This window comes from Streptoverticillium olivoreticuli subsp. olivoreticuli (assembly GCF_003391135.1).
GTDB lineage: Bacteria > Actinomycetota > Actinomycetes > Streptomycetales > Streptomycetaceae > Streptomyces > Streptomyces blastmyceticus.
In genome coordinates, this window is sequence record NZ_CP031455.1 from 3,898,485 (window position 1) to 3,924,251 (window position 25,767).

At 71.3% G+C, this 25,767-nt stretch carries 23 protein-coding genes; 13 read left to right on the forward strand and 10 right to left on the reverse strand.

Annotated elements, in window-relative coordinates:
* The first annotated feature begins 101 nt into the window (after window positions 1-101).
* Window positions 102-2,678 carry an aminopeptidase N gene (gene pepN, locus DXZ73_RS16935; protein WP_116211831.1) on the forward strand — a complete coding sequence of 859 codons (2,577 nt, stop codon included), beginning with the start codon at window positions 102-104 and terminating at the stop codon, window positions 2,676-2,678.
* Between the two features lie 63 nt (window positions 2,679-2,741).
* Here pepN and DXZ73_RS16940 read toward each other — a convergent pair whose 3' ends face one another.
* A complete protein-coding gene (locus DXZ73_RS16940; RefSeq protein WP_116211832.1) occupies window positions 2,742-3,728 on the reverse strand; it encodes an acyl-ACP desaturase in 987 nt (328 codons plus the stop codon).
* A 300-nt stretch (window positions 3,729-4,028) separates the two neighbouring features.
* Between DXZ73_RS16940 and DXZ73_RS16945 the strand changes: the two genes are divergently transcribed.
* Entirely contained in the window at window positions 4,029-5,327 is a 1,299-nt protein-coding gene (locus tag DXZ73_RS16945; protein WP_116211833.1) for a hemopexin repeat-containing protein, read from the forward strand.
* A 12-nt stretch (window positions 5,328-5,339) separates the two neighbouring features.
* Here the strand turns inward: DXZ73_RS16945 and DXZ73_RS16950 are convergent, their stop codons facing one another.
* Together DXZ73_RS16950 and DXZ73_RS16955 are read right to left on the reverse strand one after the other, a co-directional pair.
* Complete coding sequence (locus tag DXZ73_RS16950) at window positions 5,340-5,531, reverse strand: DUF397 domain-containing protein (protein ID WP_116211834.1); 192 nt, start codon at window positions 5,529-5,531, stop codon at window positions 5,340-5,342.
* Window positions 5,532-5,542: 11 nt separating this feature from the next.
* The gene (locus DXZ73_RS16955) at window positions 5,543-6,397 is read right to left on the reverse strand and encodes a helix-turn-helix domain-containing protein (protein ID WP_116211835.1); all 855 of its coding nucleotides are present in this window, start codon (window positions 6,395-6,397) and stop codon (window positions 5,543-5,545) included.
* A 172-nt stretch (window positions 6,398-6,569) separates the two neighbouring features.
* On the opposite strand from DXZ73_RS16955, the gene DXZ73_RS16960 reads away from it, so the two are divergent.
* Window positions 6,570-7,031 carry an ATP-binding protein gene (locus tag DXZ73_RS16960; protein WP_162890230.1) on the forward strand — a complete coding sequence of 154 codons (462 nt, stop codon included), beginning with the start codon at window positions 6,570-6,572 and terminating at the stop codon, window positions 7,029-7,031.
* Window positions 7,032-7,090: 59 nt separating this feature from the next.
* Here the strand turns inward: DXZ73_RS16960 and DXZ73_RS16965 are convergent, their stop codons facing one another.
* A complete protein-coding gene (locus DXZ73_RS16965; protein ID WP_116211837.1) occupies window positions 7,091-7,846 on the reverse strand; it encodes a GntR family transcriptional regulator in 756 nt (251 codons plus the stop codon).
* 142 nt (window positions 7,847-7,988) lie between these two features.
* Window positions 7,989-8,387: a peptidase inhibitor family I36 protein gene (locus DXZ73_RS16970; protein WP_240351374.1), complete on the reverse strand. Its 399-nt coding sequence runs from the start codon at window positions 8,385-8,387 to the stop codon at window positions 7,989-7,991.
* Window positions 8,388-8,593: 206 nt separating this feature from the next.
* Between DXZ73_RS16970 and DXZ73_RS16975 the strand changes: the two genes are divergently transcribed.
* Window positions 8,594-9,094, forward strand: a complete 501-nt coding sequence (locus DXZ73_RS16975) for a DUF1203 domain-containing protein (RefSeq protein WP_116211839.1) — start codon at window positions 8,594-8,596, stop codon at window positions 9,092-9,094.
* Window positions 9,095-9,197: 103 nt separating this feature from the next.
* Here DXZ73_RS16975 and DXZ73_RS16980 read toward each other — a convergent pair whose 3' ends face one another.
* Window positions 9,198-9,965: an isocitrate lyase/PEP mutase family protein gene (locus tag DXZ73_RS16980; protein WP_240351375.1), complete on the reverse strand. Its 768-nt coding sequence runs from the start codon at window positions 9,963-9,965 to the stop codon at window positions 9,198-9,200.
* 144 nt (window positions 9,966-10,109) lie between these two features.
* Between DXZ73_RS16980 and DXZ73_RS16985 the strand changes: the two genes are divergently transcribed.
* Window positions 10,110-10,673, forward strand: a complete 564-nt coding sequence (locus DXZ73_RS16985) for a GNAT family N-acetyltransferase (RefSeq protein WP_116215667.1) — start codon at window positions 10,110-10,112, stop codon at window positions 10,671-10,673.
* 79 nt (window positions 10,674-10,752) lie between these two features.
* On the opposite strand, the gene DXZ73_RS16990 is transcribed toward DXZ73_RS16985, so the two are convergent.
* Genes DXZ73_RS16990 through DXZ73_RS17000 form a run of 3 tightly spaced genes read right to left on the reverse strand, consistent with a single transcriptional unit; the run spans window position 10,753 to window position 13,395 of the window.
* Window positions 10,753-11,022 carry a hypothetical protein gene (locus DXZ73_RS16990; RefSeq protein WP_116211840.1) on the reverse strand — a complete coding sequence of 90 codons (270 nt, stop codon included), beginning with the start codon at window positions 11,020-11,022 and terminating at the stop codon, window positions 10,753-10,755.
* 47 nt (window positions 11,023-11,069) lie between these two features.
* Complete coding sequence (gene malQ / locus DXZ73_RS16995; RefSeq protein ID WP_116211841.1) at window positions 11,070-13,199, reverse strand: 4-alpha-glucanotransferase; 2,130 nt, start codon at window positions 13,197-13,199, stop codon at window positions 11,070-11,072.
* Between the two features lie 10 nt (window positions 13,200-13,209).
* A complete protein-coding gene (locus tag DXZ73_RS17000; protein WP_116211842.1) occupies window positions 13,210-13,395 on the reverse strand; it encodes a hypothetical protein in 186 nt (61 codons plus the stop codon).
* A 271-nt stretch (window positions 13,396-13,666) separates the two neighbouring features.
* Here DXZ73_RS17000 and DXZ73_RS17005 point away from each other — a divergent pair, with 271 nt between their 5' ends.
* On the forward strand, window positions 13,667-16,702 hold the full coding sequence (locus DXZ73_RS17005) for a beta-N-acetylglucosaminidase domain-containing protein (protein ID WP_240351377.1): 3,036 nt from the start codon (window positions 13,667-13,669) through the stop codon (window positions 16,700-16,702).
* Window positions 16,703-16,762: 60 nt separating this feature from the next.
* Here DXZ73_RS17005 and DXZ73_RS17010 read toward each other — a convergent pair whose 3' ends face one another.
* Window positions 16,763-17,299 (reverse strand): HNH endonuclease, encoded by a 537-nt coding sequence (locus DXZ73_RS17010; protein ID WP_116211844.1) that lies wholly within the window; start codon window positions 17,297-17,299, stop codon window positions 16,763-16,765.
* Between the two features lie 258 nt (window positions 17,300-17,557).
* Here DXZ73_RS17010 and DXZ73_RS17015 point away from each other — a divergent pair, with 258 nt between their 5' ends.
* The 7 genes from DXZ73_RS17015 to DXZ73_RS17045 all read left to right on the forward strand — a co-directional run bounded on the left by DXZ73_RS17015 (window position 17,558) and on the right by DXZ73_RS17045 (window position 25,747).
* Window positions 17,558-18,622 (forward strand): mechanosensitive ion channel family protein, encoded by a 1,065-nt coding sequence (locus DXZ73_RS17015; protein ID WP_116211845.1) that lies wholly within the window; start codon window positions 17,558-17,560, stop codon window positions 18,620-18,622.
* A gap of 472 nt (window positions 18,623-19,094) precedes the next feature.
* A complete protein-coding gene (locus DXZ73_RS17020) occupies window positions 19,095-20,291 on the forward strand; it encodes an ROK family transcriptional regulator (protein WP_116211846.1) in 1,197 nt (398 codons plus the stop codon).
* 63 nt (window positions 20,292-20,354) lie between these two features.
* Window positions 20,355-21,701 (forward strand): ABC transporter substrate-binding protein, encoded by a 1,347-nt coding sequence (locus DXZ73_RS17025; protein ID WP_116211847.1) that lies wholly within the window; start codon window positions 20,355-20,357, stop codon window positions 21,699-21,701.
* 11 nt (window positions 21,702-21,712) lie between these two features.
* The gene (locus tag DXZ73_RS17030; protein ID WP_116211848.1) at window positions 21,713-22,663 is read left to right on the forward strand and encodes a carbohydrate ABC transporter permease; all 951 of its coding nucleotides are present in this window, start codon (window positions 21,713-21,715) and stop codon (window positions 22,661-22,663) included.
* 3 nt (window positions 22,664-22,666) lie between these two features.
* Window positions 22,667-23,500 (forward strand): carbohydrate ABC transporter permease, encoded by an 834-nt coding sequence (locus DXZ73_RS17035; protein WP_240351378.1) that lies wholly within the window; start codon window positions 22,667-22,669, stop codon window positions 23,498-23,500.
* 16 nt (window positions 23,501-23,516) lie between these two features.
* On the forward strand, window positions 23,517-24,770 hold the full coding sequence (locus tag DXZ73_RS17040; protein ID WP_116211849.1) for a 6-phospho-beta-glucosidase: 1,254 nt from the start codon (window positions 23,517-23,519) through the stop codon (window positions 24,768-24,770).
* Window positions 24,761-25,747: an N-acetylglucosamine kinase gene (locus DXZ73_RS17045; RefSeq protein WP_116211850.1), complete on the forward strand. Its 987-nt coding sequence runs from the start codon at window positions 24,761-24,763 to the stop codon at window positions 25,745-25,747. Before DXZ73_RS17040 ends, DXZ73_RS17045 begins: the two co-directional genes overlap by 10 nt.
* Window positions 25,748-25,767 lie beyond the last annotated feature (20 nt).

Consider the following 25,767-nt stretch of genomic DNA (forward strand, 5'->3'; position numbering starts at 1 on the left):
CGCCTCGCGTCCGGCCCTTTCCGCTGTCCGCGGTCCAAGGCCGTCCCGCGGGCGGCATGGAAGGATGGCGCGAACGTCGCAATGTAGAAGGAGATGCCCAGGTGCCTGGAACGAATCTGACCCGCGAAGAGGCGCAGCGGCGCGCGCAGCTGCTCACCGTCGACTCGTACGAGATCGACCTCGACCTCTCCGGTGCGCAGGAGGGCGGTACGTACCGCTCCGAGACCCTGGTGCGGTTCGAGGCGGCCGAGGCGGGCGCGGAGTCGTTCATCGACCTGGTGGCGCCGGCCGTGCGCGAGGTCGTGCTGAACGGGACCGCGCTGGACGCCGCCGAGGTGTTCGCGGACAGCCGCATCGCGCTGCCGGGCCTGCTCGCCGGGCGCAACGAGCTGAAGGTCGTCGCGGAGTGCGCGTACACCAACACCGGTGAGGGTCTGCACCGGTTCGTCGACCCGGTCGACGAGCAGGCCTATCTCTACACGCAGTTCGAGGTGCCGGACGCGCGCCGCGTCTTCGCCTCCTTCGAACAGCCCGACCTGAAGGCGACGTTCCGGTTCACCGTGAAGGCCCCCGAGGGCTGGACCGTGATCTCCAACTCGCCGACGCCCGAGCGCCCCGCCGACAACGTCTGGCGCTTCGAGCCGACCCCGCGGATCTCCACGTACATCACCGCGCTGATCGCCGGCCCGTACCACAGCGTGCACAGCACGTACGAGAAGGACGGGCGCAGCATCCCGCTGGGCATCTACTGCCGGCCGTCGCTGGCGGAGTTCCTGGACGCGGACGCCGTCTTCGAGGTCACGCGGCAGGGCTTCGAGTGGTTCGAGGAGAAGTTCGCCTACGACTACCCCTTCGCCAAGTACGACCAGCTGTTCGTGCCGGAGTTCAACGCGGGCGCGATGGAGAACGCGGGCGCGGTCACCATCCGCGACCAGTACGTCTTCCGCTCGAAGGTGACGGACGCGGCGTACGAGTCGCGGGCGGAGACCATCCTGCACGAGCTCGCCCACATGTGGTTCGGCGACCTGGTCACCATGGAGTGGTGGAACGACCTGTGGCTGAACGAGTCGTTCGCCACCTACACCTCCATCGCCTGCCAGGCGGACGCCCCGGGCTCGCGGTGGCCGCAGTCGTGGACGACGTTCGCCAACTCCATGAAGACGTGGGCGTACCGGCAGGACCAGCTGCCGTCGACCCACCCGATCATGGCCGAGATCCGCGACCTGGACGACGTGCTCGTCAACTTCGACGGCATCACCTACGCCAAGGGCGCCTCCGTGCTCAAGCAGCTCGTGGCGTACGTCGGCAAGGACGAGTTCTTCACGGGTGTGCAGGCGTACTTCAAGGCTCACGCCTTCGGCAACACGCGCCTGTCCGACCTGCTGGGCGCGCTGGAGAAGACCTCCGGCCGTGACCTGAAGACCTGGTCGAAGGCGTGGCTGGAGACGGCCGGCATCAACATCCTGCGCCCGGAGATCGCGGTCGCCGAGGACGGCACGATCACCTCCTTCGCGGTCAAGCAGGAGGCCCCCGCGCTGCCCGCCGGTGCCAAGGGCGAGCCGACCCTGCGTCCGCACCGCATCGCGATCGGCCTGTACGAGCTCCAGGGCGGCAAGCTGGTGCGCACCGACCGGATCGAGCTGGACGTCGACGGCGAACTGACGCCGGTGGAGGCGCTGGTGGGCCGCAAGCGCCCCGCCGTCGTGCTCCTCAACGACGACGACCTGTCGTACGCGAAGGTGCGCCTGGACGAGGAGTCCCTGCGGGTCGTCACCGCGCACCTGGGCGACTTCACCGAGTCCCTGCCGCGCGCGCTGTGCTGGGCCTCCGCCTGGGACATGACGCGCGACGGCGAGCTGGCCACCCGCGACTACCTGTCCCTGGTGCTGTCGGGCGTCACCAAGGAGTCGGACATCGGCGTCGTCCAGTCGCTCCAGCGGCAGACGAAGCTGGCCCTGGACCTCTACGCGGCCCCGGACTGGCGCGCGACCGGCCTGGCCACGTGGACGGAGGCGGCGCTGGAGCAGCTGCGCGCGGCCGAGCCGGGCAGCGACCACCAGCTGTCGTGGGCGCGGACCTTCGCGGCCACCGCCCGCACGGACGAGCAGCTCGACCTGCTCCAGGCGCTGCTGGACGGAACGGAGACGGTCCAGGGCCTCGCCGTCGACACCGACCTGCGCTGGACGCTGCTGGGGCGGCTCGCCGCGACCGGCCGCGCCGACGAGAAGGCGATCGCCGCCGAGCTGGAGCGTGACAAGACGTCGGCGGGCGAGCAGCACGCCGCCTCGGCCCGTGCCGCGCGTCCCACCGCCGAGGCCAAGGCCGAGACGTGGGCGTCGGTCGTCGAGTCCGACAAGCTGCCCAACGCGGTGCAGGAAGCGGTCATCGGCGGCTTCGTCCAGCCCGACCAGCGCGAGCTGCTCGCCCCGTACAGCGAGAAGTACTTCTCGGTGGTCAAGGGCATCTGGGAGAGCCGCAGCCACGAGATCGCCCAGCAGATCGCGGTCGGCCTCTACCCGGCCCTGCTGGTCTCGCAGGCCACGCTGGACGCCACGGACGCGTGGCTGGCCGCCGCGGAGCCCAACGCGGCCCTGCGCCGCCTGGTCACGGAGTCGCGCGCGGGCGTGGAGCGCGCCCTGAAGGCCCAGGCGGCGGACGCCGCCGCCGCCGCTGCCTGACGACAGCACTGAGGGCGCCCCCGGCCACGTGGCCGGGGGCGCCCTTCGGCTTTTCGCGGGGGCTCAGGCCTGCTCGGCGGCCTGCTCGGCGCGGGCCCGGCGGCGGGCGAGCAGGGCCTCGCGGCGCTCGTCGAACTTCGTCGCCTCCGCGTCCAGGCCGCCCATGAACAGGCCGAGCTCCTCCTGGGCGCGCAGGCCCTCCGGGCCGAGGCCGGTGATCTCCAGGACCTTGAGGAAGCGCAGCACCGGCTGGAGCACGTCGTCGTGGTGGATGCGGAGGTTGTAGATCCCGCCGATGGCCATCTGCGCGGCGGCCCGCTCGAAGCCGGGGATGCCGTGGCCCGGCATCCGGAAGCCGACGACGACGTCGCGGACGGCCGACATCGTCTGGTCGGGGGCCAGCTCGAAGGCCTTGCCGAGGAGGTTGCGGTAGAAGACCATGTGCAGGTTCTCGTCCGTGGCGATGCGGGCGAGCATGCGGTCGCAGACGGGGTCGCCGGAGTGGTGGCCGGTGTTCCGGTGCGAGATGCGGGTGGCCAGCTCCTGGAAGGCGACGTACGCGACGGAGTGCAGCATGCTGTGCCGGTTGTCGGACTCGAAGCCCTCCGACATGTGCTGCATCCGGAACCGCTCCAGCGCGACCGGGTCGACGGCCCGCGAGGTCAGCAGGTAGTCGCGCATCACGATGCCGTGCCTGCCCTCCTCCGCGGTCCAGCGGTGCACCCAGGTGCCCCAGGCGCCGTCGCGGCCGAAGAGCGACGCGATCTCGTGGTGGTAACTGGGGAGGTTGTCCTCGGTCAGCAGGTTGACGACCAGCGCGGTACGCCCGATATCGGTGACCTTCGACTGCTCCGGCGCCCACGCCTCGCCCCCCATCACCCCGTCGAAGTTCCGCCCGTCGCTCCACGGCACGTACTCGTGCGGCATCCACTCCTTGGCGACCTTCAGATGCCGGTTGAGCTCGGCTTCCACGACCTCTTCGAGCGCGTACAGCAGCCGGCTGTCGCTCCATGCGGCCCGGGCGTGGTGGCGAAGGGGGGCGATGGTCACAGACAGCTCCAGGCAGGGGTGAATGATCTTACTTACGGATCCGTAGGTTACGACACCGTAGGTTAAGGCGGCGATAAACGGCAAGGGGTACCGGAATTTGATCTCTCACTTCATGGGTGAGGGTGCGCTTGCGCTGTGTAGCCACCGATGGCGTGCCACCCGTATGGACGAACGGCCATTGACCCGGGGTGCCGACTGCCTGGCGGTACGTGAGGCTGTCGGGGCGTGGCCCGCCACGAACCGGTCCCAGGATCGCGAGGTCGGCCACACCATGCCGTCGACAGCAGCAGGAGGTCCGCCGTGGCGAACAAGATCTACGCCGTCAGCATGGGCGACAGTTACGTCTCGGGCGGTGACCCTTCCAGCAAGAACACGGTGCTCTACGCGAAGTGGGACCCGCCGACGGACACCCTCGACAAGGACTTCACCCGGGTCTTCGCGGAGTCCTGGGAAGGCACTGACGAGCAGCGGCGCTGGATGGAGAAGGCGGCGGCCTCGGGCCGGAGCATCCCGTCGCTCTACCTGCCGAAGACGGGCAAGGTCTACTTCCTGCACGAGGACCAGTACGTGCGCTGCACGCTGGCGACGATGACGGTCGACGAGGGATTCCCGAAGTCGATCGGCTCGTACTGGCCGGGGCTGAGGGCCGTGGGTTTCGACAGCGGGATCGACTCGATCCTGTGGTGGGACGAGAAGACGGTCTACATCTTCAAGGGCCTGCACTACGTGCGCTACAACCTTGAGACCGACAAGGTCGACGAGGGCTATCCGAAGTCGATCGTCGCCTACTGGCCGGGGTTCAAGGAGGCGGGCTTCGAGGGCGGGATCGACGCGATCTTCCGCTGGGAACCCGACTGGGTCTACGCCTTCAAGAACGACCAGTACATCCGTCTGCACATCCCCACCAACAAGGTCGACGTAGGCCCCAGGACAAGCACCAGATACTGGAACCCGCTCGGCGAGCTGAGCTCCCGCCGGGTCCTCACCGTGTTCCAGGCTCCGGACGTCACCGCGCCCGTCCGTGTCAGCCTTCCCACGCCCCAGCTGAACAACGGCTTCCCCACCGGGACGTTCAAAATCACCAACGCCGAGACGGGTCTGTGCCTTGAGGCATACCTGCATACCCAAGGCGCTATGAAGGCCGGTACGCACGCGGTGGAAAACCCCAGCGCTGGGCGCTCTGATCAAGCGGTCTTCCTGGAGAAGTGCACCAACAACAAGAACCAGCTGTGGCGTTACAACCCCAAGACGAAGACGCTGGAAAGCGTTGGTGCCAGCGGCCGGTGCCTCGTTATGGACCCCGTGTTCGGGCAGGCCGCCGGCGAAGATGACAGCGGGGAGCACAGGGGGACGTTCAAGAAGCACCTCGATTCCCCCGCTCCCAAGGGTGCGGCCTGGGAGCTCGGACTCCACGGCTGCAACACTGACCCGGCCGGGCAGTTCCGTGCCGAGAACGGCTACATCAGCTTCGCCGACACCACCCAGGACAGGGCGGACAAGAGCTACTGGACATCCGACAACGAATCCAAAACGGCGATCGTCTACGGCATGGCCAAGGGCGGACCCCGCCAGAAGTGGATCATCACCCCCGTCACGTAGCAGGCACGAGCCCTAGCGGTCGAAGCGGCCGGCTTTCACGCCGGTGATCAGTGCGGCGAAGGGGGCGTGGCTCGCTCTCGCGGTCACGCCCGGTTCGTCGCTCTCGCGTATGAGGACCCCGGTGGGGTGCGCGGCTATCTCGACGCACTGCTCGCCGCCCCCCGTGGAGAACGAAGACTTCTGCCACTTGGTATCGGTACTCATCGTTGGGGCTCTCACAGTTCTTTGGCGATGTGGTGAATAAAGCTCCGCGACTCCACCGGGTCCAGGGACGAGCCCTCTGCGAAGTCGAAGAGCATCCGGTACCTGTCGAGATCAGCCGCAGCGTCCAGGTATCGACCCCCGAGCGGCGTATCGATCTGAACCGTGTCCAGTTGAGGGACGACACCGCCCGCATACAGCACCGTTTGCGAGACGTCGACGAACTCATCGCTGGCGAACGGGATCACGCGCAGGGTCGTAGTCGGTCGCTCAGACATCAGCAGAAGGTGATCGAGCTGCTCATGAGCCACCCTCCGGCCGCCAACACGCATACGCAGGGCCGCCTCATGGATGATCGCTTCAAACCGAGGAGGAGTCTCGCGCTCGAAAATGGCGCGACGTTTCAGGCGGTGCTCCACCCGGGCTTCGATGTCCTCTGAAGGCAGCTTGGGGATGACGCTGCCGAACAGGGCTCGCGCATAGCCCTCGGTCTGGAAGACACCGGGGAACGTCACCGGTTGCAGGACTCGGAGATACGTCGCGTGGTGTTCCAACTCGGCGATATCCAGGAAACCCGGGGCAAGGACCCCTCGGTAGGCGTCCCACCAGCCCCGGCCCCGATGCTCCCGCGCAATCGCGCAGAGCGCCTCGACCAGCGCTTCGTCCCGGCAGGAATAGAACGCCGCCAGTCGCCGGATGCGCTCTTCGCTGACGCCGATGCGTCCCGCCTCGATGTGGCTGATCTTGGCCTGATCGGTGGAGAGCAAACCGGCGGCCTCCCGGGCCGTCCTCCCCGCACGTTCGCGCACCTTCCGCAACTCTGCGCCCAAGCGCACCTGTCGGGCGCTCGGGTTGTCCCTCGGCGGCATGTCACCTTCCCCTGCTCGCGGCACAGTGTCCCGCGCAACCGTGCCATGGGTCCACTCGTACGGGCCACTCTCAAGCGACAAGCTTGCTACGGAGCATAGTTGCCCCTACGGTCTTGCCAGCACCTTTGGACGACCCGAAGTGCCGCTACCTGCACGCCCGTTGGGAGACAACATGAGTACAGCAACGCTCGCCACTCCCCTCACCACCACCGTCCACAAGACCGCGCAGACCTACCAGCTGACCGCCCCCGCGACCGCGACAACCGCCCACGTGGCCCGGAGCTTCATCACGGCCGTGCTCGCGGCCAACGCGCACGAGCCGCTGATCGGCGACGCCTGCGTCTGCGTCTCCGACGCCGTCGCCAACGTCGTGACGCACGCGCGCGTCACCGCGCTCACCGTGGAGGTCGTCGTCCACGACAACGGCAGCGTCGTGGTGGCCGTGCGCGACAACGACCCCAGGCGGCTGCCGTGGCCGCGCAACGCCCGCGCCGACGCGGAGACCGGCCGGGGGCTCACACTCGTACGCCGCCTCGCGCACGCGTCCGGGGTCACGCTGCTGTGGGACGAGCTGCGGCCCATCGGCAAGGAAGTGTGGTTCGTCCTGCGGGAAGACGCCCCGGCGGCGGAGTGAGGCAGATCGGAACGAAGGCCCGGCCTCCCCAAGGACCGGAGCGGCCGGGCACGGGGACGTCAGTCGCGGGGACGCCGGTAGGTGTAGCAGGTGAAGCGATCACCGTGAGTGAAGTACTCGCCGTACTCGATGACCTTCCCCTCGGCATCGAAGAGGGAGTTGTAGCCGACCAGCAGCGCGACCGGGAGCTCGGTGATACCGAGCAGATCCGCCTCCTCCTCGGTCGCCAGACGGGCGCCGACAAGATCCTGACCGTCCTGCCAGGACCAGCCGGCGTACTCCTCGATGGCCTTCGGGGTACCGCCGACGACCCGCTCACACTGAAGCAACTTGGGTACTTGCTCACCGAGTTCTGCAACGAACCACGACGTGGAGGCCGACACCGGGACGCCATCCTCGCCGTACGTCACTCGCCGACGACGGATCACGTCCTCACCCTCTTCGACCCCGAGGGCGAGCGCGACGCGCGCCGGAGCGGGCTCGAGACCAGCGGAGAGGATCTTGGCGTAATGACCAGGCGGATAAATGCGCCCTGTGGTCTCCGCGGACTGGAGGCGGTCGGACGGGGAGTGGTGCAGGGTCGCGCGGGAGGCGACCACGGTCCCGGACCCCTGTTTGGCGGTCACCAACTTCTCATGGCGCAGCTCGTTGAGCACCTTCGCTGCGGTAGCCCGCGAGATGCCCCAGTCCGCGGCGAGTTGGCGCTCGGAGGGGACGGTGTCACCTTCGGCCAGCCGGCCACTGACGATCTGTTCGCGCAGATGTGTGAGCACCTGCATGTAAGGCGGTAGAGAACGTGCGATCTCGGGAGACATTCCAACTCTCCTTCAGGCAGTGCACTAGGCCACTTGGCAGCGTAGCCAAGGTCCGATGGCGGCGGGAGGTCCAGCAGCACAAGGCCCCATTCGCATCACGGGGCGGCCACTAGAGCATGTGTCCGATGGGTCGACCCAGGCCCTAGCGGCCCTCGCCCGGCGGCGCGCCGCAGCTCGGGCCGCCCGGGCCGTCGAACTGCACTGAGCTGAAGAAGTCCCGGTATGCGGGAAAGAAGTTGCCCTTGCCGGTTGGCCCGGCCGAGGTGACGGTTGTGCAGCCGCTGTAGTTTGCGTCGGACCAAAGGTGGATGGCCGACGAGGTCCGGTTCCAGTCCGACTTGGCCCTGTCGTTCATGCCGAGCACCGTGAGATCCGGTGTGCTCCTCGTCAGTTTGATCACGTCTCCGGTGCCGTCGAGGCCGGAGAACATGCAGTAGTAGCCAGCAGGGCATCGGTCGTACCCACCGGCCGCATGGACCGTGGAGACGGGGAGGACGGTGGCAGCCGCGACGGCCACCGGCACGAGCAGGGTGCGCAGCATGTTCCCCATCTGCAGACGCTCCTTGATCCGAACTCCGAAGATTCACCGACTCGATGCACGGCCTTTCTCAAGGAGGTGGCTGTGTCATCGCGCAGATCAGCCGGAGGCTTCCCCGCCACTGCATCAAGCATGCAGCTCACAGGTAGGGCAAGGCCGACGTCCGTTTCCCGCCAGCGCCACCACAGGCCGCGGCGGACGCTTGAGCCATGACCACGACTCATGAAGCGCGGGCCATCGCGCCCGCCGTGCTGAAGCAGCTGCGGGAGAAGGACGACGCCGGTATCGCCCGGGATCCCGCCGTCGATCCGGAGGGCGGGGCCCCGTTGCGGTGCTGCCTGCGGCGGAGCCAGGCGGGTGAGCGGATCGTCCTCGTCTCGTACGCGCCCTTGCGCCGCTGGGCGGAGGAGACGGGCACCGAGCCCGGCGCGTACGACGAGTGCGGCCCAGTGTTCATTCACGCGGAGGAGTGCGGCGGGCAGACCTCCGGACCCGGCTATCCAGCCGAGATGCACGGCGCTCGACGAGTGCTGCGCGCCTACAGCAGCCAGGGGCACATCCTCGGCGGGACGCTGATCGAGATTCCGAAGGAACGGGCCACCGAGATGGACGGCGCACTGCGCGATGTCTTCGCCGATCCGGCGGTGGCCCTGGTGCACGTCCGCGCGGTGGAATTCGGCTGTTTCCTGGTGGAGGTCCGCCGCCGGTAGGCAAACAGAAACCGCCCGGCACCCCGTCCGAAAGGGCGGTTGGTGACGGGCGGCGGGACGAAGGCCCGACTTCCCCAAGGACCGGAGCCGTGCGCGCAGGCGATCAGCGACTGAGCGCGTCGGCCTCCGCGTAGCCGGGGATGCCGGCGGGCAGCGGCTCGCCGTCCCGGACCGCGACTGCCGTGGTGACCGTGGCGTTCAGGGCCGCGCGGAAGAGCAGGGAGCCGGTGCTGACCCGCCGCACGCCCAGATCCGCCAACCGGTCGAGGCCGAGGGCGGGCAGGTGCAGCACGTTGACCGGCACCGGTACCGCGGCGGTCACGGCGGCGATGTCCTCCTCCTTGGCCAGGCCCGGCACGAAGATCCCGTCGGCGCCCGCGTCCACGTACCGTCGCGCGCGGTCCAGCGTCGCGGGCACCGAAGCGTCGACCCCCAGCCAGTAGGTGTCCGCGCGGGCGTTGAGGAAGACTTCGGGCGCCCGGCTCTTCACCGCGCGGATCAACGCCGCCTGCGTCGCGGGGTCGGCCAGTCGGTCGCCGCGCCCGTCCTCCAGGTTGATCCCGGCGACCCCGAGGTCGGCCAACTCGGCTACCAGGTCACCCACTTCCCCCGGGTCGGCGCTGAAGCCCGCCTCGATGTCGACGGTGACCGGACACGGCAACCGGACCAGCCTCCTCGCCAGCGCCACGGTCTCGTCGCGGGCCAACCCCGCGGCGTCGGGCAGGCCGTTGGCCGCGGCCACACCTAGGCTGGTCGTGCCGATGGCGGCGAACCCCTCAGCGGCCAGCGCCGCGGCCGACGCGAAGTCCCAGGCGTTGGGCAGCAACAACGGCCGGTCCGCGTGATGCAATGCGTGGAACGCGGTGTTCAACGGGTCCTCGCTTCCACTGGGACGACGAACTCCTGGGCGTTCAGCGCGGCATGGCTCATCAAAGGCATGGCGCCAGGCTAACGGGCAGGTCCGACATCGCGGCCGGGACTTGGGCTGATTAGGCTGCCGGCCATGAATACGGCCATGACCAGCAGCGCGACCCGTGAGCCCGTCGTCCTCGACGCGACGGAGGTGACGGCCGATCCGGACCTCGGGGCACAGTTCGCGGAGTCGGCCCATCGGATCCTGGCGGACCTGGTCCGTGGAGGTGCGGCACTCGGCTGGGTCGAACCTCCCTCGCCCGATGAGGTGGCGGAACTCCTCGACCACGTCGTCTCCGCGGCGCACGCCGGCGACGCGGCGCTGCGTGCCGCCTACGTCGACCGCCGGCTGGTCGGGCTGGGGTACTGGCTGCGCTACGCGCGACCGACCCATCGTCCGCACGCCGATCTGGAGAAGATCGCGGTGGATGCCGCCGCCCATGGCCGCGGCGTCGGTCGGGCGCTGACCGCCGCCTTGATCGCTGACGCCAGGCGGGCGGGAATCGAGGTTCTCACCCTGGACGCCCGGGGCGACAACAGCAACGCCCTGCACCTCTACCGGTCGCTGGGCTTCAGCGAATACGGCCGGCTGCCCGACTTCGTCGCCGTCGGCGCACGCCGCTACGACAAGGTCTTCCACATGCTGGACTTCCGCCAAGAGGGGTGACCCCACGCACGCAGACAGAACCGCCCGGCACCCCGCCCCGAAAAGGGGCAGTGGTGCCGGGCGGCGGAAGAAGGAGGGGTCAGCGCGTGCGCGGGTGGTGCGTGTTGTGCGTGTGAGGGTTGTCCGAGTGCCTGGCGGCGACCATGACGATGCCGGCGATCACCAGGAAGAGGACGATCGGTGCGGCGACGTAGAGGCCGAGGGTGTCGAGCACGCTCAGGCCCGGGCCCGGGTCGTCGCCGTCGTCGCGGGTGAGCGCGAACGCGGGGGACGACATCAGCAGCATCAGCATTGTGCCGGTGGCGATGGCACCGGCACGCACGGCGTTCTTGTTGACCTTATTGCTCACGGGCTCAACGTATCGGACACTCGCTCGGACCGCGCGTCCGGGGTGGCCTATGGAGACCTCACCCCTCTGACCTCCTGCATCAGGGCGTGCAGCCGGGGCGAGGCGACCAGTTCCTCCAGGGAGACGGGGCGGCCGGTGGCGTCGGCGACGGGCAGTCGCCAGTTGGGGTACTGGTCCCAGGTGCCGGGCAGGTTCTGCGGCCGCCGGTCCCCGACCGTGTCCGGCAGCCAGACGCCGATCATGCGCGCCGGGGTGAGCAGCAGATAGCGGTGGACGGCCCGGACCGCGGTCTCCTCGTCGACCTCCCCTTCCGGGAGCAGGCCCAGCCGCCGGAAGAGCGCCAGCCACTCGGCGACCTCGCGCGCGTCCTCCCGCTGCTCGTCGGCGAGCGGGCGGCCGAGGAGGCCGAGCCGGTGGCGCAGCCCGATGTGGTCGCCGGTCAGGCGGGAGGCGGTGCTCGGCAGGTCGTGGGTGGTGGCGGTGGCCAGGCAGGACGTGCGCCACCGGGCGGGCTCCAGGGGCTCGGCGGGCTCCCGCGCCCAGTCCCGTTCGAACCACAGCACCGAGGTGCCCAGCACGCCCCGCTCGGCGAGCGCGTCGCGGACACCCGGCTCGACCGTGCCGAGGTCCTCCCCCATGACGGTGGCGTCCGCTCGGTGGGCTTCAAGGGCGAGGACGCCGAGCATGGCCTCCGGGTCGTAGCGGACGTACGTGCCCAGCGTCGGTTCGCGGCCCTCCGGGACCCACCACAGGCGGAACAGGCCCATCACGTGGTCGATCCGCAGCGCGCCCGCGTGCCGCAGCAGGCCGCGCAGCAGGTCGCGGTACGGGCCGTAGCCGCCGGCCTCCAGGGCGTCGGGCCGCCAGGGCGGCAGGCCCCAGTCCTGGCCGCGGGAGTTGAAGGCGTCGGGGGGCGCGCCGATGGACATGCCCGCGGCGAAGGCGTCCTGCTGCGCCCAGGCGTCGGCGCCCGAGGGGTGGACGCCGACGGCCAGGTCGTGGACGAGCCCGACGCGCATGCCCGCCTCGCGCGCCGCTCGCTGCGCGGCGGCCAGCTGCTCGTCGGTCAGCCAGGCGAGCCAGCAGTGGAAGTCGACACGGTCGTGGAGTTCCTCGCGGGCGCGGGCCGTGGCGGCGGAGCGGGGGTCCTTCAGGCCGCCGGGCCAGCCCCGCCAGTCGGCGCCGTGCTCCTCGGCGAGCGCGCACCAGGTGGAGTGGTCCTCCAGCGCCCGGCCCTGTTCGGTGCGGAAGGCGTCGTACGCGGCCCGGCGCCCGGGGCCGGGCGGCACGGCCCGTACGAGCTCCAGCGCCCGCCGCTTGAGCGCCCACACGGCGTCCCGGTCGATGAGCTCGGCCCCGCACAGCACACCGTCCCGCAGGGCGGCGGCCCTGGTCAGGAGCGTCCCGGCGCGCTCGCGCGCGGCGCCGGTGAGGTGGGCGTACTCCGTGACGTCCTCGACCCGCAGGTGCACGGGGTCGGGGAAGCGGCGGGAGGAGGGGCGGTAGGGCGAGGGGTCGGTGGGCGCGCCATGGGTGCCGGGCACGGCCGCGTGCAGCGGGTTGACCTGCACGAAGTCCGAGCCGTACGTACGCCCCGACCAGGCCGCGAGCTCCGCCAGGTCGCCGAGGTCGCCCATGCCCCAGGAGCGGGCGGACAGCAGGGAGTACAGCTGGACGAGGAAGCCGTGGGCGCGACCCGGGGGCGCGGGCAGCCGCTCGGGGGCGACGATCAGGGACGCGCCGGCGGTCCGGCCGTCGGGGGCGTGGGCGCGCAGGAGGTGACGGCCGTACGGCAGGCCGCCGAAGAAATCATCGGTTGCGTGCGGCGAGCCATCGGCGCACGCGGTGTCCCGAGCGCCGGTCGGGGCTCCCGTGGGCCCCTCCCACGCGACACTGCGCCCGTCCTCGGTCTCGACCCGCAGCAGCGTGCCCTCCGGCAGCGCGGGCAGCTCCGGCCGGGAAGGGCGCAGCACCACCGTGGCGGGCAGCAGCCGCAGGGCGTCCGCCTGCGCGCGGGCCTCCAGCGCCTCCTGGACGGACCGGGGGGTGGACGCGTCGACGCCCAGGGCGGCGAGGACGGCGACGACGGTGTCCTCGGACACCGGGACGCTCCGGCCGGGCGCGGGAGCGTAGGAGGTGGCGACGCCGTGCAGGGCTGCGAGGTGCGCTCTGCCCATCCGGGCCTCCTCAGATCTCCGGGTTCTCCGTGCCACAGGGGGTGCGGGTGGTGGGTTCGCTGGTGAGGGGCGGCTCGGGGGTGAGCGGGGGTTCGCTGGTCAGGGGGGTGGTGTCGGCGAGGGGAGGTTCGCTGGTCAGGGGCGGTTCCGAGCAGCTGGTGAGAGCGGAGAGCAGCAGTTGGGCTGACGCGGCCACGGGGGCCTCCTGTGGGTGACGGGGGTGGGTCATGTCTTGGCCTACCCACTGACCGGGCCCGCAGACACAGTTCTTTCCCCACCCCGCCCCTTCCCGAACCGGGGCGGTTCGGGGTCCGGGGCGGAGCCCCGGGAGTAGACGGCCACCCAGACTCGCCGGGCAATAAGCGCACTTCGGTCACGTCCGTTGACACGTTCACCGGCTGGTGATGGGCTCGACCCTCACCGACACGGGGAACACGGGGAACACCGGAAACAATGAGGAGACGGCCGTGCACTTCCGGGGCAGTGACTCCTCGTTCGCCCACCCCCGCCGCGCCGGGGTCACCGTGCTGGCCGCGGCCCTCCTCGGCGGGCTGCTGGGCGGCTCGTCCGATGCCCTCGCCGAGCCCCGGCCGGACGGCACGGCGACGTCCGTGCCCGACCGGGAGGGCGAGTCCGGTCTGCCGCCGGTGTGGCCGCGCCCGCAGACCTCGCGCGCGCTGGGGGCGTACGTCCCGGTCGGCGACCAGGTCACCCTCATGGCCGACAACGGCACCGATCCGTACGCGATCGACGCGCTCCGCGCCATCCTGCGCGCGGCCGGTGCCCGTACGGTCGTCGACGCCGCGCCCGGCGGCACCCCGCCGCCGAGCGGGCTGATCGTCTACGCGGGCGGGCAGGCCGCCGAGGACGCCCTCAAAGCGCTGGGCGCGCCCGCCGCCGGTGACCTGCCCACGGGCGGCTACCGCCTCGCGACCGGCCAGGTCGACGGTCGGCCGACGGCGGCGCTGTCGGGCAACGGCCCGGACGGGCTGTTCCACGCGGCGCAGACGCTGCGGCAGTTGGCGGTGGCGCGCGACGGCGGGCAGGCATTCGCCGGTGCGGTGATCCGCGACTGGCCGGGCACGGCGGTGCGCGGGCTGACCGAGGGGTTCTACGGACGGCCGTGGTCCCGCGAACAGCGGCTGGCGCAGCTGGACTTCATGGGGCGGACGAAGCAGAACCGGTATCTCTACGCGCCCGGCGACGACCCCTACCGCCAGGCCCGCTGGCGCGCCCCGTACCCCGCCGCGCAGCGCGCCGACTTCCGCGCGCTGGCCGAGCGGGCCCGCCGCAACCACGTGACGCTGGGCTGGGCGGTCGCGCCGGGGCAGTCGATGTGCTTCTCGTCCGGCGGGGACCTGCGGGACCTCAAGCGGAAGATCGACGGGATGTGGGCGCTGGGGGTGCGCGCCTTCCAGCTGCAGTTCCAGGACGTGAGCTACAGCGAGTGGCACTGCGACGCGGACGCGCAGGCGTTCGGCTCCGGGCCGAAGGCGGCGGCGAAGGCGCAGGCGAAGGTCGCGGGCGCGATCGCCGCGCACCTGGCGGCCAAGGGCGGCGAGGCCGCTCCGCTGTCGCTGCTGCCGACCGAGTACTACCAGGACGGCCGGACCGCCTTCCGGCGGGCGCTGGCCGACGCGCTCGACCCGCGGGTGGAGGTGGCGTGGACGGGGGTCGGGGTGGTGCCCAGGACCATCACCGGCGGTGAACTCTCCGACGCGCACGCGGCGTTCGCGCACCCGCTGGTCACCATGGACAACTACCCGGTGAACGACTTCGCCGGGGACCGCATCTTCCTCGGCCCGTACACCGGCCGGGAGCCGGCCGTGGCGACCGGCTCGGCCGCGCTGCTGGCCAACGCCGCCGCGCAGCCGACCGCTTCGCGCATCCCGCTGTTCACCGCCGCCGACTACGCCTGGAACCCGCGCGGCTACCGCCCCGAGAAGTCGTGGCAGGCGGCCGTCGACGACCTGGCGGGCCCGGACGGTCCGACCCGCGAGGCGCTGCGGGCGCTGGCGGGCAACGACGCCTCCTCCGTGCTCGGCGGCGAGGAGTCGGCGTATCTGCGCCCGCTGCTGGACGCCTTCTGGGAGGCGCTGTCGGGTACGGACCAGGTCCGGCTGGCCGAGGCGGCGGACCGGCTGCGGTCGGCCTTCGGCACGATGCGGGACGCTCCTGGCCGTCTGACCCGGACCCTCGACGGCTTCGGCGGCGAGGTGCGGCCGTGGCTGGACCAGCTGGCGCGGCACGGCGAGGCGGGCGTGCGGGCCGTGGACATGCTCACCGCGCAGGCGCGCGGCGACGGCGCGGCGGCCTGGCGGGCCCAGCTCGACGTGCAGGGGCTGCGGGAGCGGATCGACGACAGCCCGGTGACGGTCGGCAAGGGGGTGCTGGCGCCGTTCCTGGACCGGGCCCTGGCCCGTGCGAACGGCTGGACGGGCGTGGACCGGCCGGTGCGCACGGCGGGCGCGGCGACGGACGGCGACCCCACGACGGCGACGACACCGCGCGCGGGCACCCCGCTGACCGTACGGCTGGCGGGGCGGCACCCGCTGACGGCGGTCACCGTGCTCACCGCGCCGGGCAAGGGCGTGCGGGGCACGGTCGAGGCCCATGACCCGGCCAGGGGCTGGCAGCCGCTCGGCGCGGTGTCCGACAGCGGCTGGACCCAGTCGCCGGGCAAGGGCCTACGGGCCGACGCGCTGCGGCTGGTCTGGGCGGACGGCAGCGCTCCGCCCGCCGTGCACGAGATCGCGCCGTGGTTCGGGGACACCCCGTCGGCCGACTTCGAGCTCACGCGCGGTGACGTGGACACGGAGACCGGCGGGCAGCCCGCGGCCGTGGACGTCCGGATGATCAACCGGCGGCCGGACGCGGTCCGCGAGAAGCTCACCGTGCAGGCTCCGTCGGGCGTGACCGTCAAGGCGCCGCCGGAGCTCGCGGTGGCGCGCGGGGGCGTGACGACGGCCCGCATCGAGCTGTCCGTGCCCGCCGGGTCCCCGGCCCGGACCTTCACCGTGCCGATCCGGCTCGGGGACGTGGAGCGGACCCTGACCGTGCGGGCGTACCCGCCGGTCGGCGGCCCGGACCTGGCGCGCGGCGCGAAGGCTGTGTCCTCGGGCGACGCGTCGGGCCGCCACCCGGCGTCGGCGGCCGTCGACGGCGACCCCGGGACCTGGTGGGCCGTCGAGCCCGACGACGGTGCCTGGTGGCAGCTGGAGCTGGCGCGCCCGGCCCGGCTGGGCAGCCTCGTGCTGCACTGGCGGGACGGGCACCCGTCCCGCTACCGCGTCCAGGTCTCCCCGGACGGCCGGACCTGGCGGGACGCGGCGGTCGTCGACCGGGGCAGGGGCGGGGAGGAGACGGTGCGGATGGACGCGCCGGAGGCCCGGTTCGTCCGGGTCCAGGGCGGGAAGCGGGCGACGGACGACGCCTACGCGCTGACGGAGGTGGAGGCGTACGCGGTGGCGGACAAGCAGGAGAAGGGCACGGAGAAGCCGTGAGACCGGGCCATCGCCGCACGCGCGGGTGACCGCGCACCTTATGACAACGGCCCGGTCGACTCAGGCGGAAATGCCGTCGATCCGGGCCATCGCGTCCTCCGCGCCGAATGCCTCCAGATAAGGCAGCCAGCGCGGGTCCCTATGCCCCGTGCCGATGATGCGCCACGCCAGCCCGGACGGCGGTGCCGGCTGATGCCGCAGCCTCCACCCCAGCTCGGCGACGTGCCGGTCGGCCTTGACGTGGTTGCAGCGGCGGCACGCGGCCACCACGTTCTCCCAGGCGTGCTGGCCACCACGGCTGCGCGGGACGACGTGATCGACGCTGGTTGCGACGCCACCGCAGTACGCGCATCGGCCGCCGTCACGGGCGAAGAGGGCGCGGCGGGTGAGCGGAACGGGCCCCCGAAAGGGCACCCGCACAAAGCGCTTCAGCCGGACGACGCTGGGTGCGGGAATGGTGCAGGTCGCGCTGTGCATATAGGCGCCGGAGTCCTCGAGGCTGACGGCCTTTTCGTTGAGGACGAGTATGAGCGCGCGGCGGAGCGGTACGACGCCGAGCGGCTCGTACGACGCATTGAGGACCAGGACATGCGGCACGGGTGCCTCCTTGTACGCCGGCGGCGCGTGGCTCGCGCCGGGACGATCTCCTGCAAGTGTCCCCCGGCCCCCGGCCGGAGCGCCACCATCGTCGGGTAACGGGCCACGGGTGTTTTGGAACACAGTGTGTTCATCCCCCGCTCAAGACCGGCCCCATCTCGAACAGAGCAACGGAGGAACGCGGCTGCCCCGTTAGTGTGGTGAGCTGCCCGCGCGGCCGTTCCGCCGCGGGCGTGGCTCATACGGAGGGTTACTGCTGTGTTCTGGTCCGCTGCCCTGGCTGCCGACTCGACGCCCCGTCCTGTCTCCCTGGACGAGGCGCAACGGACGGCGAACGACGCCGCGGGCTGGGTGGAGGAGAACTGGTCCATCTGGCTCAGCAACGGCCTGCGCATGATCCTGATCGTGGTGATCGCGATCGTGATGCGGTCCCTGATCCGGCGGGCCATCACCAAGCTCATAGCCCGCATGAACCGCACCACCGAGTCCCTCGACGGCACGGCGCTCGGCGGTCTGCTGGTCAACGCGGAGCGGCGCAGGCAGCGCTCCGAGGCCATCGGCTCGGTGCTGCGCAGCGTCACCTCGTTCCTCATCATGGGCACGGCGGCGCTGACCGTGCTGTCCGTGCTGAAGATCAATCTGGCCCCGCTGCTCGCGAGCGCCGGTGTGGCCGGTGTGGCCATCGGTTTCGGCGCCCGCAACCTGGTCACGGACTTCCTGTCCGGCGTCTTCATGATCCTGGAGGACCAGTACGGCGTCGGTGACGAGGTGGACGCGGGCGTCGCCACCGGCACCGTCATCGAGGTGGGCCTGCGCGTCACCAAGCTGCGCGGCTCCAACGGCGCCATCTGGTACGTGCGCAACGGCGAGGTCAAGCGCATCGGCAACCTCAGCCAGGGCTGGGCCACGGCGGGCGTCGACATCCAGGTCCGCTCGGACGAGGACCTGGACCGGGTGCGCGGGATCATCACCCGGGTCGGCGAGGAGATGCAGAAGGACGAGCCGTGGAACGAGCGGCTGTGGGAGCCGGTCGAGGTGCTCGGCCTGGACGCCGTCTACCTCGACTCCGTCGTCATCCGGGTGTCCGCGAAGACGATGCCGGGGGTGGCGCTGGGGGTGGAGCGGGAGCTTCGCTGGCGGATCAAGCGGGAGCTGGATGCGGAGGGGATCCGCATCGTGGGGCGGCCGCTGGATGCGGACCTGGAGACGGCGTCGCCCGACCCTTCGGCGAGTGTCGCCGCGCCGTCTGCTCTGGCGAACCCCACGTCTCCGCAGTCCCAGGCCACTGTCCCGATACCGCCGGGGCCTTCGCTGGGCAAGTGATTCGCCTGCGGCGGGCTTGTTCCCCAGCCCCGCCCCTTCCCTCAGCGTCTGATGCTCGGCTCCGCCGAGGCCGGGGCTCCGCCCCGGACCCCCGCTCAGGTGCGGCCCGGCGGTTTGTTTCCCCAGCCCCGCCCCTTCCCGAACTGGGGGCAAGCCCCCAGACCCCCGAACCACGCTTCGCGCGGTGTCCTCAAACGCCGGACGGGCTGATTTCAGCCCGTCCGGCGATTGAGGACGCGCCCGCAGGGCGCTGGGGGTCCGGGGTCTCCCCGGTTTCGGGAAGGGGCGGGGCTGGGGAAGAAGCCCGCCGCAGGCGGCAACCGGCCAGCGGCCGGGGTCCGGGCGGAGCCCCGGCCTCGGCGGAGCCGCGCATCAGATAACCGCCGGGCCGCACCCATTGACGCCACCTTTATCGCGGGTTTAACGTCTCGTTCATCGATAGGAAAGTTTCCTAACAGACGAGGCGGAGGCCATGGCCGGGACCCCCGGGACACCACGCGTGCTGCGCGCCATGAACGACCGGGCCGCCCTCGATCTGCTCATCGCCCACGGCCCCCTCACCCGCACCCGCCTCGGCGAGCTGACCGGGCTGTCCAAGCCCACCGCCTCGCAGCTCCTGACCCGGCTGGAAGCCGCCGGGCTGGTGCGTCCGACCGGCAGCGTCACCGGCCGGCCCGGGCCCAGCGCCCAGTTGTACGAGGTGAACCCGGGCGTCGCCCACGTCGCCGCGCTCGCCGTGGACCCCGAGGGCGTCACCGCGGTGGTCGCGGACATCACCGGGCAGGTCGTCGGCGAGCACCGCGTCGAGGCGGAGGCGACGGCCGAGCCCGTACGGACCCGGACCGCCGCGCTCGTCGCCGAGGTCGTCGGCGGGGCGCTCGCCGCGGCGGGCCTCGGCCACGACGCCCTGCACCGCACCGTCATCGGCACCCCGGGCGCCCTCGACCCGCGCACCGGGACCCTGCGCTACGCGCCGCACCTGCCGGGCTGGCAGTCCCGCAGCCTGCGCGACGAGCTCACAGCGGTGCTCGGGACGCCCGTCATCATCGAGAACGACGTCAACCTCGCAGCCGTCGCCGAGCAACACCACGGCACCGCCCAGGACTTCGACGACTTCGTGCTCGTCTGGGCGGACGAGGGCGTCGGCGCCGCCATCGTGCTCGACGGCAACCTGCTGCGCGGCGCCACCGGGGGCGCGGGCGAGATCGGCTACATGCCGCTGCCCGGCGCGCCGCTCGCGCGCGGCGGCGAGGACGCGACCGCGGGCCCGGACGGCGGCGGGGGCTTCCAGATGCTCGTCGCCTCCCCCGCCGTGCTCGCGCTCGCCGCCGCCCACGGCATCGAAGCCCGTACGGCGCCGGAGGCCCTGGCCCTCGCCGCCGCCACCCCGGGGGCGGGCGACGACGTGCTCGCCGAGCTCGGGCGGCGGCTGGCCGTGGGGCTCGCGGCCGTCGTCGCCGTGGTCGACCCGGAGCTGGTGGTGCTCTCCGGGGCGGTCTGCAAGGCGGGCGGCGAGCGGCTGCGCGCGATGGTCGAGGCCGAGCTCACGGGGCTGTCCCTGCCCCGGCCGCTGCTCCGGCTCAGCGCCGTGGCGGGCTCGCCGATCCTGACCGGAGCGCTGCGGGTCGCGCTCGCCGACGCCCGCGACAGCGTCTTCGACACGGCCTGACCGGCCCCCGCCCTTCCCGCGCGCTCCTCCCCCGACCGCCCCCGCCGCAAAGGAAGTTCCGCCATGCCGCGAACGCACCGCCGCGCGCCGGCCCTCCTCGTCCCCCTGCTGCTCTGCGCGGGACTGCTGCTGTCGGGCTGCGCGAATCCGGGCCGGGGAAGCGCCGACGACGATCCGACCCGGCCGGTGACCCTGAGGTTCTGGCACGGCTGGTCGGAGAAGAACGAGGTCAAGGCCGTCGACGCGGCGATCGCCCGGTTCGAGGAACTGCACCCCAACATCCGGGTGAAGTCGACCGGCAACGTCAGCGACGCGACCGTCAACCAGGCACTGCGCGCGGGCGGGGGCGACGCGCCCGACGTGGTGTCCTCGTTCACCACCGACAACGTCGGGCAGTACTGCTCCTCGGGCATGTGGGCCGACCTCGACCCCTTCATGAAGAAGTCGGGCCTCGACAAGGAGAAGGTCTTCCCGAAGACCCTGCTGTCGTACACCTCCTACAAGGGAACGCAGTGCGCCCTGCCCCTTCTCGCGGACGCCTACGGCCTCTACTACAACAAGGACGCCTTCGAGAAAGCGGGCATCACCCGGCCGCCGCGCACGATGTCCGAGTTCCGCGAGGACGCGGTGAAGCTCACCGAGCGGACCTCCGGCGGCTCGTACAAGCAGCTGGGCTTCATGCCGGACTTCCGGCTGTACCAGAACAGCCCCGACCGGCTTCTCGCCCAGTGGGGGCCGAAGTACTTCGACGCCGACGGAAAGGCCCGGCTCGCCGAGTCCCCCGAGACCGCGGAGTTCTTCACCGTCCAGCGGGACCTGATCCGCGCGCAGGGCGGCTACGGGCCGCTGGAGAGATTCCGCACCACCTTCGGCGACGAGATGTCCTCGCAGAACGCCTTTCTCACCGGGAAGCTGGCCATGCACATGGACGGCGAATGGCGCGGGCTGATGCTGAACGAGGCCGAGCCGTCCTTCCGCTGGGGCACGGCCCCGATGCCGGTGCCCGACGACCGCGCCGACACCTACGGCCGCGGCTATCTCACCGGCACGGTCGCGGGCATCGCCCACAGCAGCAAGCACCAGAACGCGGCGTGGGAACTGCTGAAATTCCTGACCGCGGACACCGAGCAAGTGGTCGCGTTCGCCAACGCCATCCACAACATCCCGTCCACCAACGCCGCGCTCGCGTCGCCGAAGCTGGACCGCGACCCCGCTTTCCGCACCTTCCTCGACATCGCGGCGAATCCCCGCAGCACCGGTATGCCGCCGTCCGTCAACGGCGGGCAGTACATCGTCTCGCTCCGCGATTTCTCCTTCGACGTCGAGGCGGGAAGGGTCCACGACCTCGCGAAGGGGCTGCGCGCACTCGACCGGCAGATAGACGACGACAACCTCCAGTCCCGGAACTGACGGAGCCCGCCATGGCGATACCCCTAGCACCCGAACTGCGCCGCAAACGCACCCGAGAGCGACTGCGGACGCTCGGCTTCCTCTCCCCCTGGCTGGTCGGTTTCACCGTCTTCTTCGGCTATCCGCTCCTCGCCACCGTCTATTTCTCCTTCATGCACTACAACCAGATCCAGTCCCCGACCTTCGTCGGTCTGCGGAACTGGAGGTATGTGCTGGAGCAGATGCCCCTCTTCGGCCCGGCGCTGTGGAACACCCTCTGGCTCGTGGTCGTCATGGTCGCCCTCCGCGTCGCCTTCGGACTGGGCATCGGCCTGCTCGTCACCAAGGTGAAAACGGGCGCCGGCTTCTTCCGTACGGCCTTCTACCTGCCGTATCTGGCCCCGCCCGTGGCCGCGACGGTGGCCTTCGTCTTCCTGCTCAACCCCGGTACGGGGCCGGTCAACGAGGCGCTCTCGGCGGTCGGCGTCTCCGCCCCCAACTGGTTCAACGACCCCGACTGGGCCAAGCCCTCACTGGTGCTGCTGTCCCTGTGGGGAATCGGCGACCTGATGGTCATCTTCATGGCCTCCCTGCTGGACGTGCCCAAGGAGCAGTACGAGGCCGCCGAGCTGGACGGCGCGGGCGCCTTCGCGAAATTCCGCTACGTCACCTGGCCGTCGATCGTGCCGATCGTGATGTTCGCGGTGGTGACGGGGGTCGTGCAGACCATGCAGTACTACACCCAGGCCCTGGTCGCCGGAAAGCTCGCCTCCGGGGTCAGCATCGGACCCGGCACGGTCATCCAGCCCGGCTATCCCGACCACTCCACGCTCACCGTGCCGCAGCTCGTCTATTCGCTCGGCTTCCAGAATTTCAACACCGGCGCCGCGTGCGTGCTCTCGCTCGTGCTCTTCGCCATCGCCATGGCCGTGACCTCGCTGCTGATGCGCAAGCGGGCCGGTCTGCTGACGGCGGAGGACTGACCGTTGAGAACCCGTCGTCACGTTCTGCACTGGATAGCCGTGCACACGACCGCCGTCGCCGTCGCGCTCTTCTTCGTCCTGCCGTTCGTCTTCGTCTTCCTGACCTCGGTCATGAGCGACGACCAGGCGATGAGCGGCGACCTGTGGCCGCACGAGTGGAACTGGTCGAACTACGCGGCCGTCTTCAACACGCCGGGCTTCCTCGACTGGTGGCGGAACTCCCTGCTCTACGCGGGACTGGGCACGCTCTTCACCGTGTGCTCCTCGGTCCCGGTCGCCTACGCGCTCGCCAAATTCCGCTTCCGCGGCCGCCGCACGGCACTCGTCCTCGTCATCTCCACGATGATGCTGCCGCCCCAGGTCATCGTCATCCCGATGTATCTGGTGTGGGCCCAGCAGCTGCACCTTTCGGGCTCGCTGTGGCCGCTGATCATTCCGATGGCGTTCGGGGACGCGTACTCCATCTTCCTGCTCCGGCAGTTCCTGCTGACGATTCCCAAGGAATACCTGGAGTCGGCGAAGGTCGACGGCTGCGGCGAGCTGCGCACGCTGCTGGGCATCGTCGTGCCGATGGCCAAGCCGGGGATCGCGGCGGTCGCGCTCTTCCAGTTCTTCTACTGCTGGAACGACTACTTCGGTCCGCAGATCTACGCGGCGCAGAACCCGGGCGCCTGGACGCTCAGTTATGGCCTGGAGTCCTTCAAGAGCGCGCACAGCGTCAACTGGAATCTGACCATGGCGGCGACACTGCTGGTCATGGCACCGGTCATCGTCGTTTTCTTCTTCGCACAGAAAGCCTTCGTCGAAGGCGTCACTCTCACCGGAGTAAAGGGCTGATTCCCATGATGCGCACATGAAGCTCGCCGTGGTCGGCGGAGGCTCGACCTACACCCCCGAACTCATCGACGGCTTCGCCCGGCTGCGCGACACGCTGCCGCTCGCGGAACTCGTCCTGATCGACCCGGCCGCGGACCGCCTGGAGCTCGTCGGCGGGCTCGCGCGCCGGATCTTCGCCCGGCAGGGCCACCCCGGCCGGATCTCCTGGACCTCCGACCTGGACGCGGGCGTGGACGGCGCCGACGCCGTGCTGCTCCAGCTGCGCGTGGGCGGCCAGGCCGCCCGCAACGAGGACGAGACGTGGCCGCTGGACTGCGGCTGCGTCGGCCAGGAGACGACGGGCGCGGGCGGCCTCGCCAAGGCGCTGCGCACGGTCCCGGTGGTGCTGGACATCGCGGAGCGCGTACGGCGGCGCAACCCCGGCGCGTGGATCGTGGACTTCACCAACCCGGTGGGGATCGTGACCCGGGCGCTGCTGACCGCCGGGCACCGGGCGGTCGGGCTGTGCAACGTGGCCATCGGCTTCCAGCGGAAGTTCGCCCGGCACCTGGGGGTGGCGCCGGAGGCGGTCGCCCTGGAGCACGTGGGGCTCAACCACCTCACCTGGGAGCGGTCGGTGACCGTCGGCGGCCGCAACGTGCTGCCGGAGCTGCTCGCCGAGCACGGCGAGGCCATCGCCGCCGACCTGCACATGCCGCGGGAGCTGCTGGACCGCCTGGGCGTCGTGCCCTCGTACTACCTGCGCTACTTCTACCAGCACGACGAGGTCGTACGGGAGCTGCTGGGCAAGCCCTCGCGCGCGGCCGAGGTGGCCGAGATGGAGCGGCAGTTGCTGGCGCTCTACGGCGATCCGGCGCTGGACGAGAAGCCGGAGCTGCTGGGCAAGCGGGGCGGTGCCTTCTACTCGGAGGCGGCGGTCGCGCTGACGTCCTCGCTGCTGCGCGACACCGGCGACGTACAGGTCGTCAACACCCTCAACAACGGCACGCTGCCGTTCCTGCCGGACGACGCGGTCATCGAGGTGCCCGCGTCGGTGGACGCCCGGGGCGCGCACCCGCTTCCCGTACGCCCCTTGGAGCCGCTGTTCGCCGGGCTGGTCGCGGGCGTCACCGCCTATGAACACCTGGCGCTGGAGGCGGCGCTCAAGGGCGGTCGCGGCCGGGTGTTCGACGCGCTGCTCGCGCATCCGCTGATCGGCCAGGTCGCCTACGCGGACCGGCTGACCGACGACCTCGTCGCGCACAACCGGGAGCACCTCGCGTGGGCCTGAGCAACACGGCGCTCGCGATCGACGCGGGCAACAGCAAGACCGACGTGGCCCTGGTGGCCGCGGACGGGACCGTGCTCGGAGCGGCGCGGGGCGGGGGTTTCCAGCCACAGCGGACGGGGGCCGGGCAGGCGGTCGCGAGCCTCGGGCCGCTGCTGGCCGAGGCGGCGGCGCGGGCCGGGCACACCGGCCCGGTGCGGGTGGGCCACGTCCAGGCGTGCCTGGCCAACGCCGATCTGCCGGTGGAGGAGGAACGGCTCACCGCCGAGATCGAGGCGCACGGCTGGGGGCGTACGGTCACGGTCGCCAACGACACCTTCGCGCTGCTGCGGGCGGGGCTGCCGGACGAGGGCGAGCCCACGGGCGTGGCCGTGGTGTGCGGGGCGGGCATCAACTGCGCGGGCCTGGCGCCGGGCGGCCGGACCGCCCGCTTCCCCGCGATCGGCCGGCTCTCCGGCGACTGGGGAGGCGGCGGCCACCTGGCGTCCGAGGCCCTGTGGTGGGCGGCGCGCGCGGACGACGGGCGCGGCGCGCCGACCGAGCTGGCCCACGCCCTGCCCGCGCACTTCGGACTGCCGGGCATGCCCGCGCTGATCGAGGCGCTGCACCTGGGCACGGTGGACGAGGGGCGGCAGTACGAGATCACGCCGCTGCTGTTCGCGGTGGCCGCGGCGGGGGACGCGGTGGCGGGGGCGCTCGTGGCCCGGCAGGCGGAGGAGGTGGTCGCCATGGCGTCGGTGGCGCTGGCGCGGCTCGATCTCCTGGAGGCGCCCGTCCCCGTGGTCCTGGGCGGTGGGGTCCTGGCGGCGCGCCATCCTCTGCTGCACGACCGGGTCGTGGAGCTGCTGTCGGAGCGCGCGCCGAAGGCCGTACCGGTGGTGGTGACGGCTCGCCCCGTACTGGGCGCGGCGCTGCTGACCCTGGACCGGGCCTCGGCCCCGGCTTCCGCGTACGCGCGCTTGCGCTCGCACTTCGCGTAGCAGCGGTGTTTGTTCCCCCG

Coding starts and splice junctions, on each gene's coding strand:
- DXZ73_RS17040 (WP_116211849.1), top strand. CDS start 23,517: ATGAAGCTCGCCGTGGTCGGCGGAGGCTCGACCTACACCCCCGAACTC.
- DXZ73_RS16975 (WP_116211839.1), top strand. CDS start 8,594: ATGACCACGACTCATGAAGCGCGGGCCATCGCGCCCGCCGTGCTGAAG.
- malQ (WP_116211841.1), bottom strand. CDS start 13,199: ATGGGCAGAGCGCACCTCGCAGCCCTGCACGGCGTCGCCACCTCCTAC.
- DXZ73_RS16960 (WP_162890230.1), top strand. CDS start 6,570: ATGAGTACAGCAACGCTCGCCACTCCCCTCACCACCACCGTCCACAAG.
- DXZ73_RS16985 (WP_116215667.1), top strand. CDS start 10,110: ATGACCAGCAGCGCGACCCGTGAGCCCGTCGTCCTCGACGCGACGGAG.
- DXZ73_RS16955 (WP_116211835.1), bottom strand. CDS start 6,397: ATGCCGCCGAGGGACAACCCGAGCGCCCGACAGGTGCGCTTGGGCGCA.
- DXZ73_RS16950 (WP_116211834.1), bottom strand. CDS start 5,531: ATGAGTACCGATACCAAGTGGCAGAAGTCTTCGTTCTCCACGGGGGGC.
- DXZ73_RS17030 (WP_116211848.1), top strand. CDS start 21,713: ATGGCGATACCCCTAGCACCCGAACTGCGCCGCAAACGCACCCGAGAG.
- DXZ73_RS16970 (WP_240351374.1), bottom strand. CDS start 8,387: ATGCTGCGCACCCTGCTCGTGCCGGTGGCCGTCGCGGCTGCCACCGTC.
- DXZ73_RS17025 (WP_116211847.1), top strand. CDS start 20,355: ATGCCGCGAACGCACCGCCGCGCGCCGGCCCTCCTCGTCCCCCTGCTG.
- DXZ73_RS16965 (WP_116211837.1), bottom strand. CDS start 7,846: ATGTCTCCCGAGATCGCACGTTCTCTACCGCCTTACATGCAGGTGCTC.
- DXZ73_RS17020 (WP_116211846.1), top strand. CDS start 19,095: ATGGCCGGGACCCCCGGGACACCACGCGTGCTGCGCGCCATGAACGAC.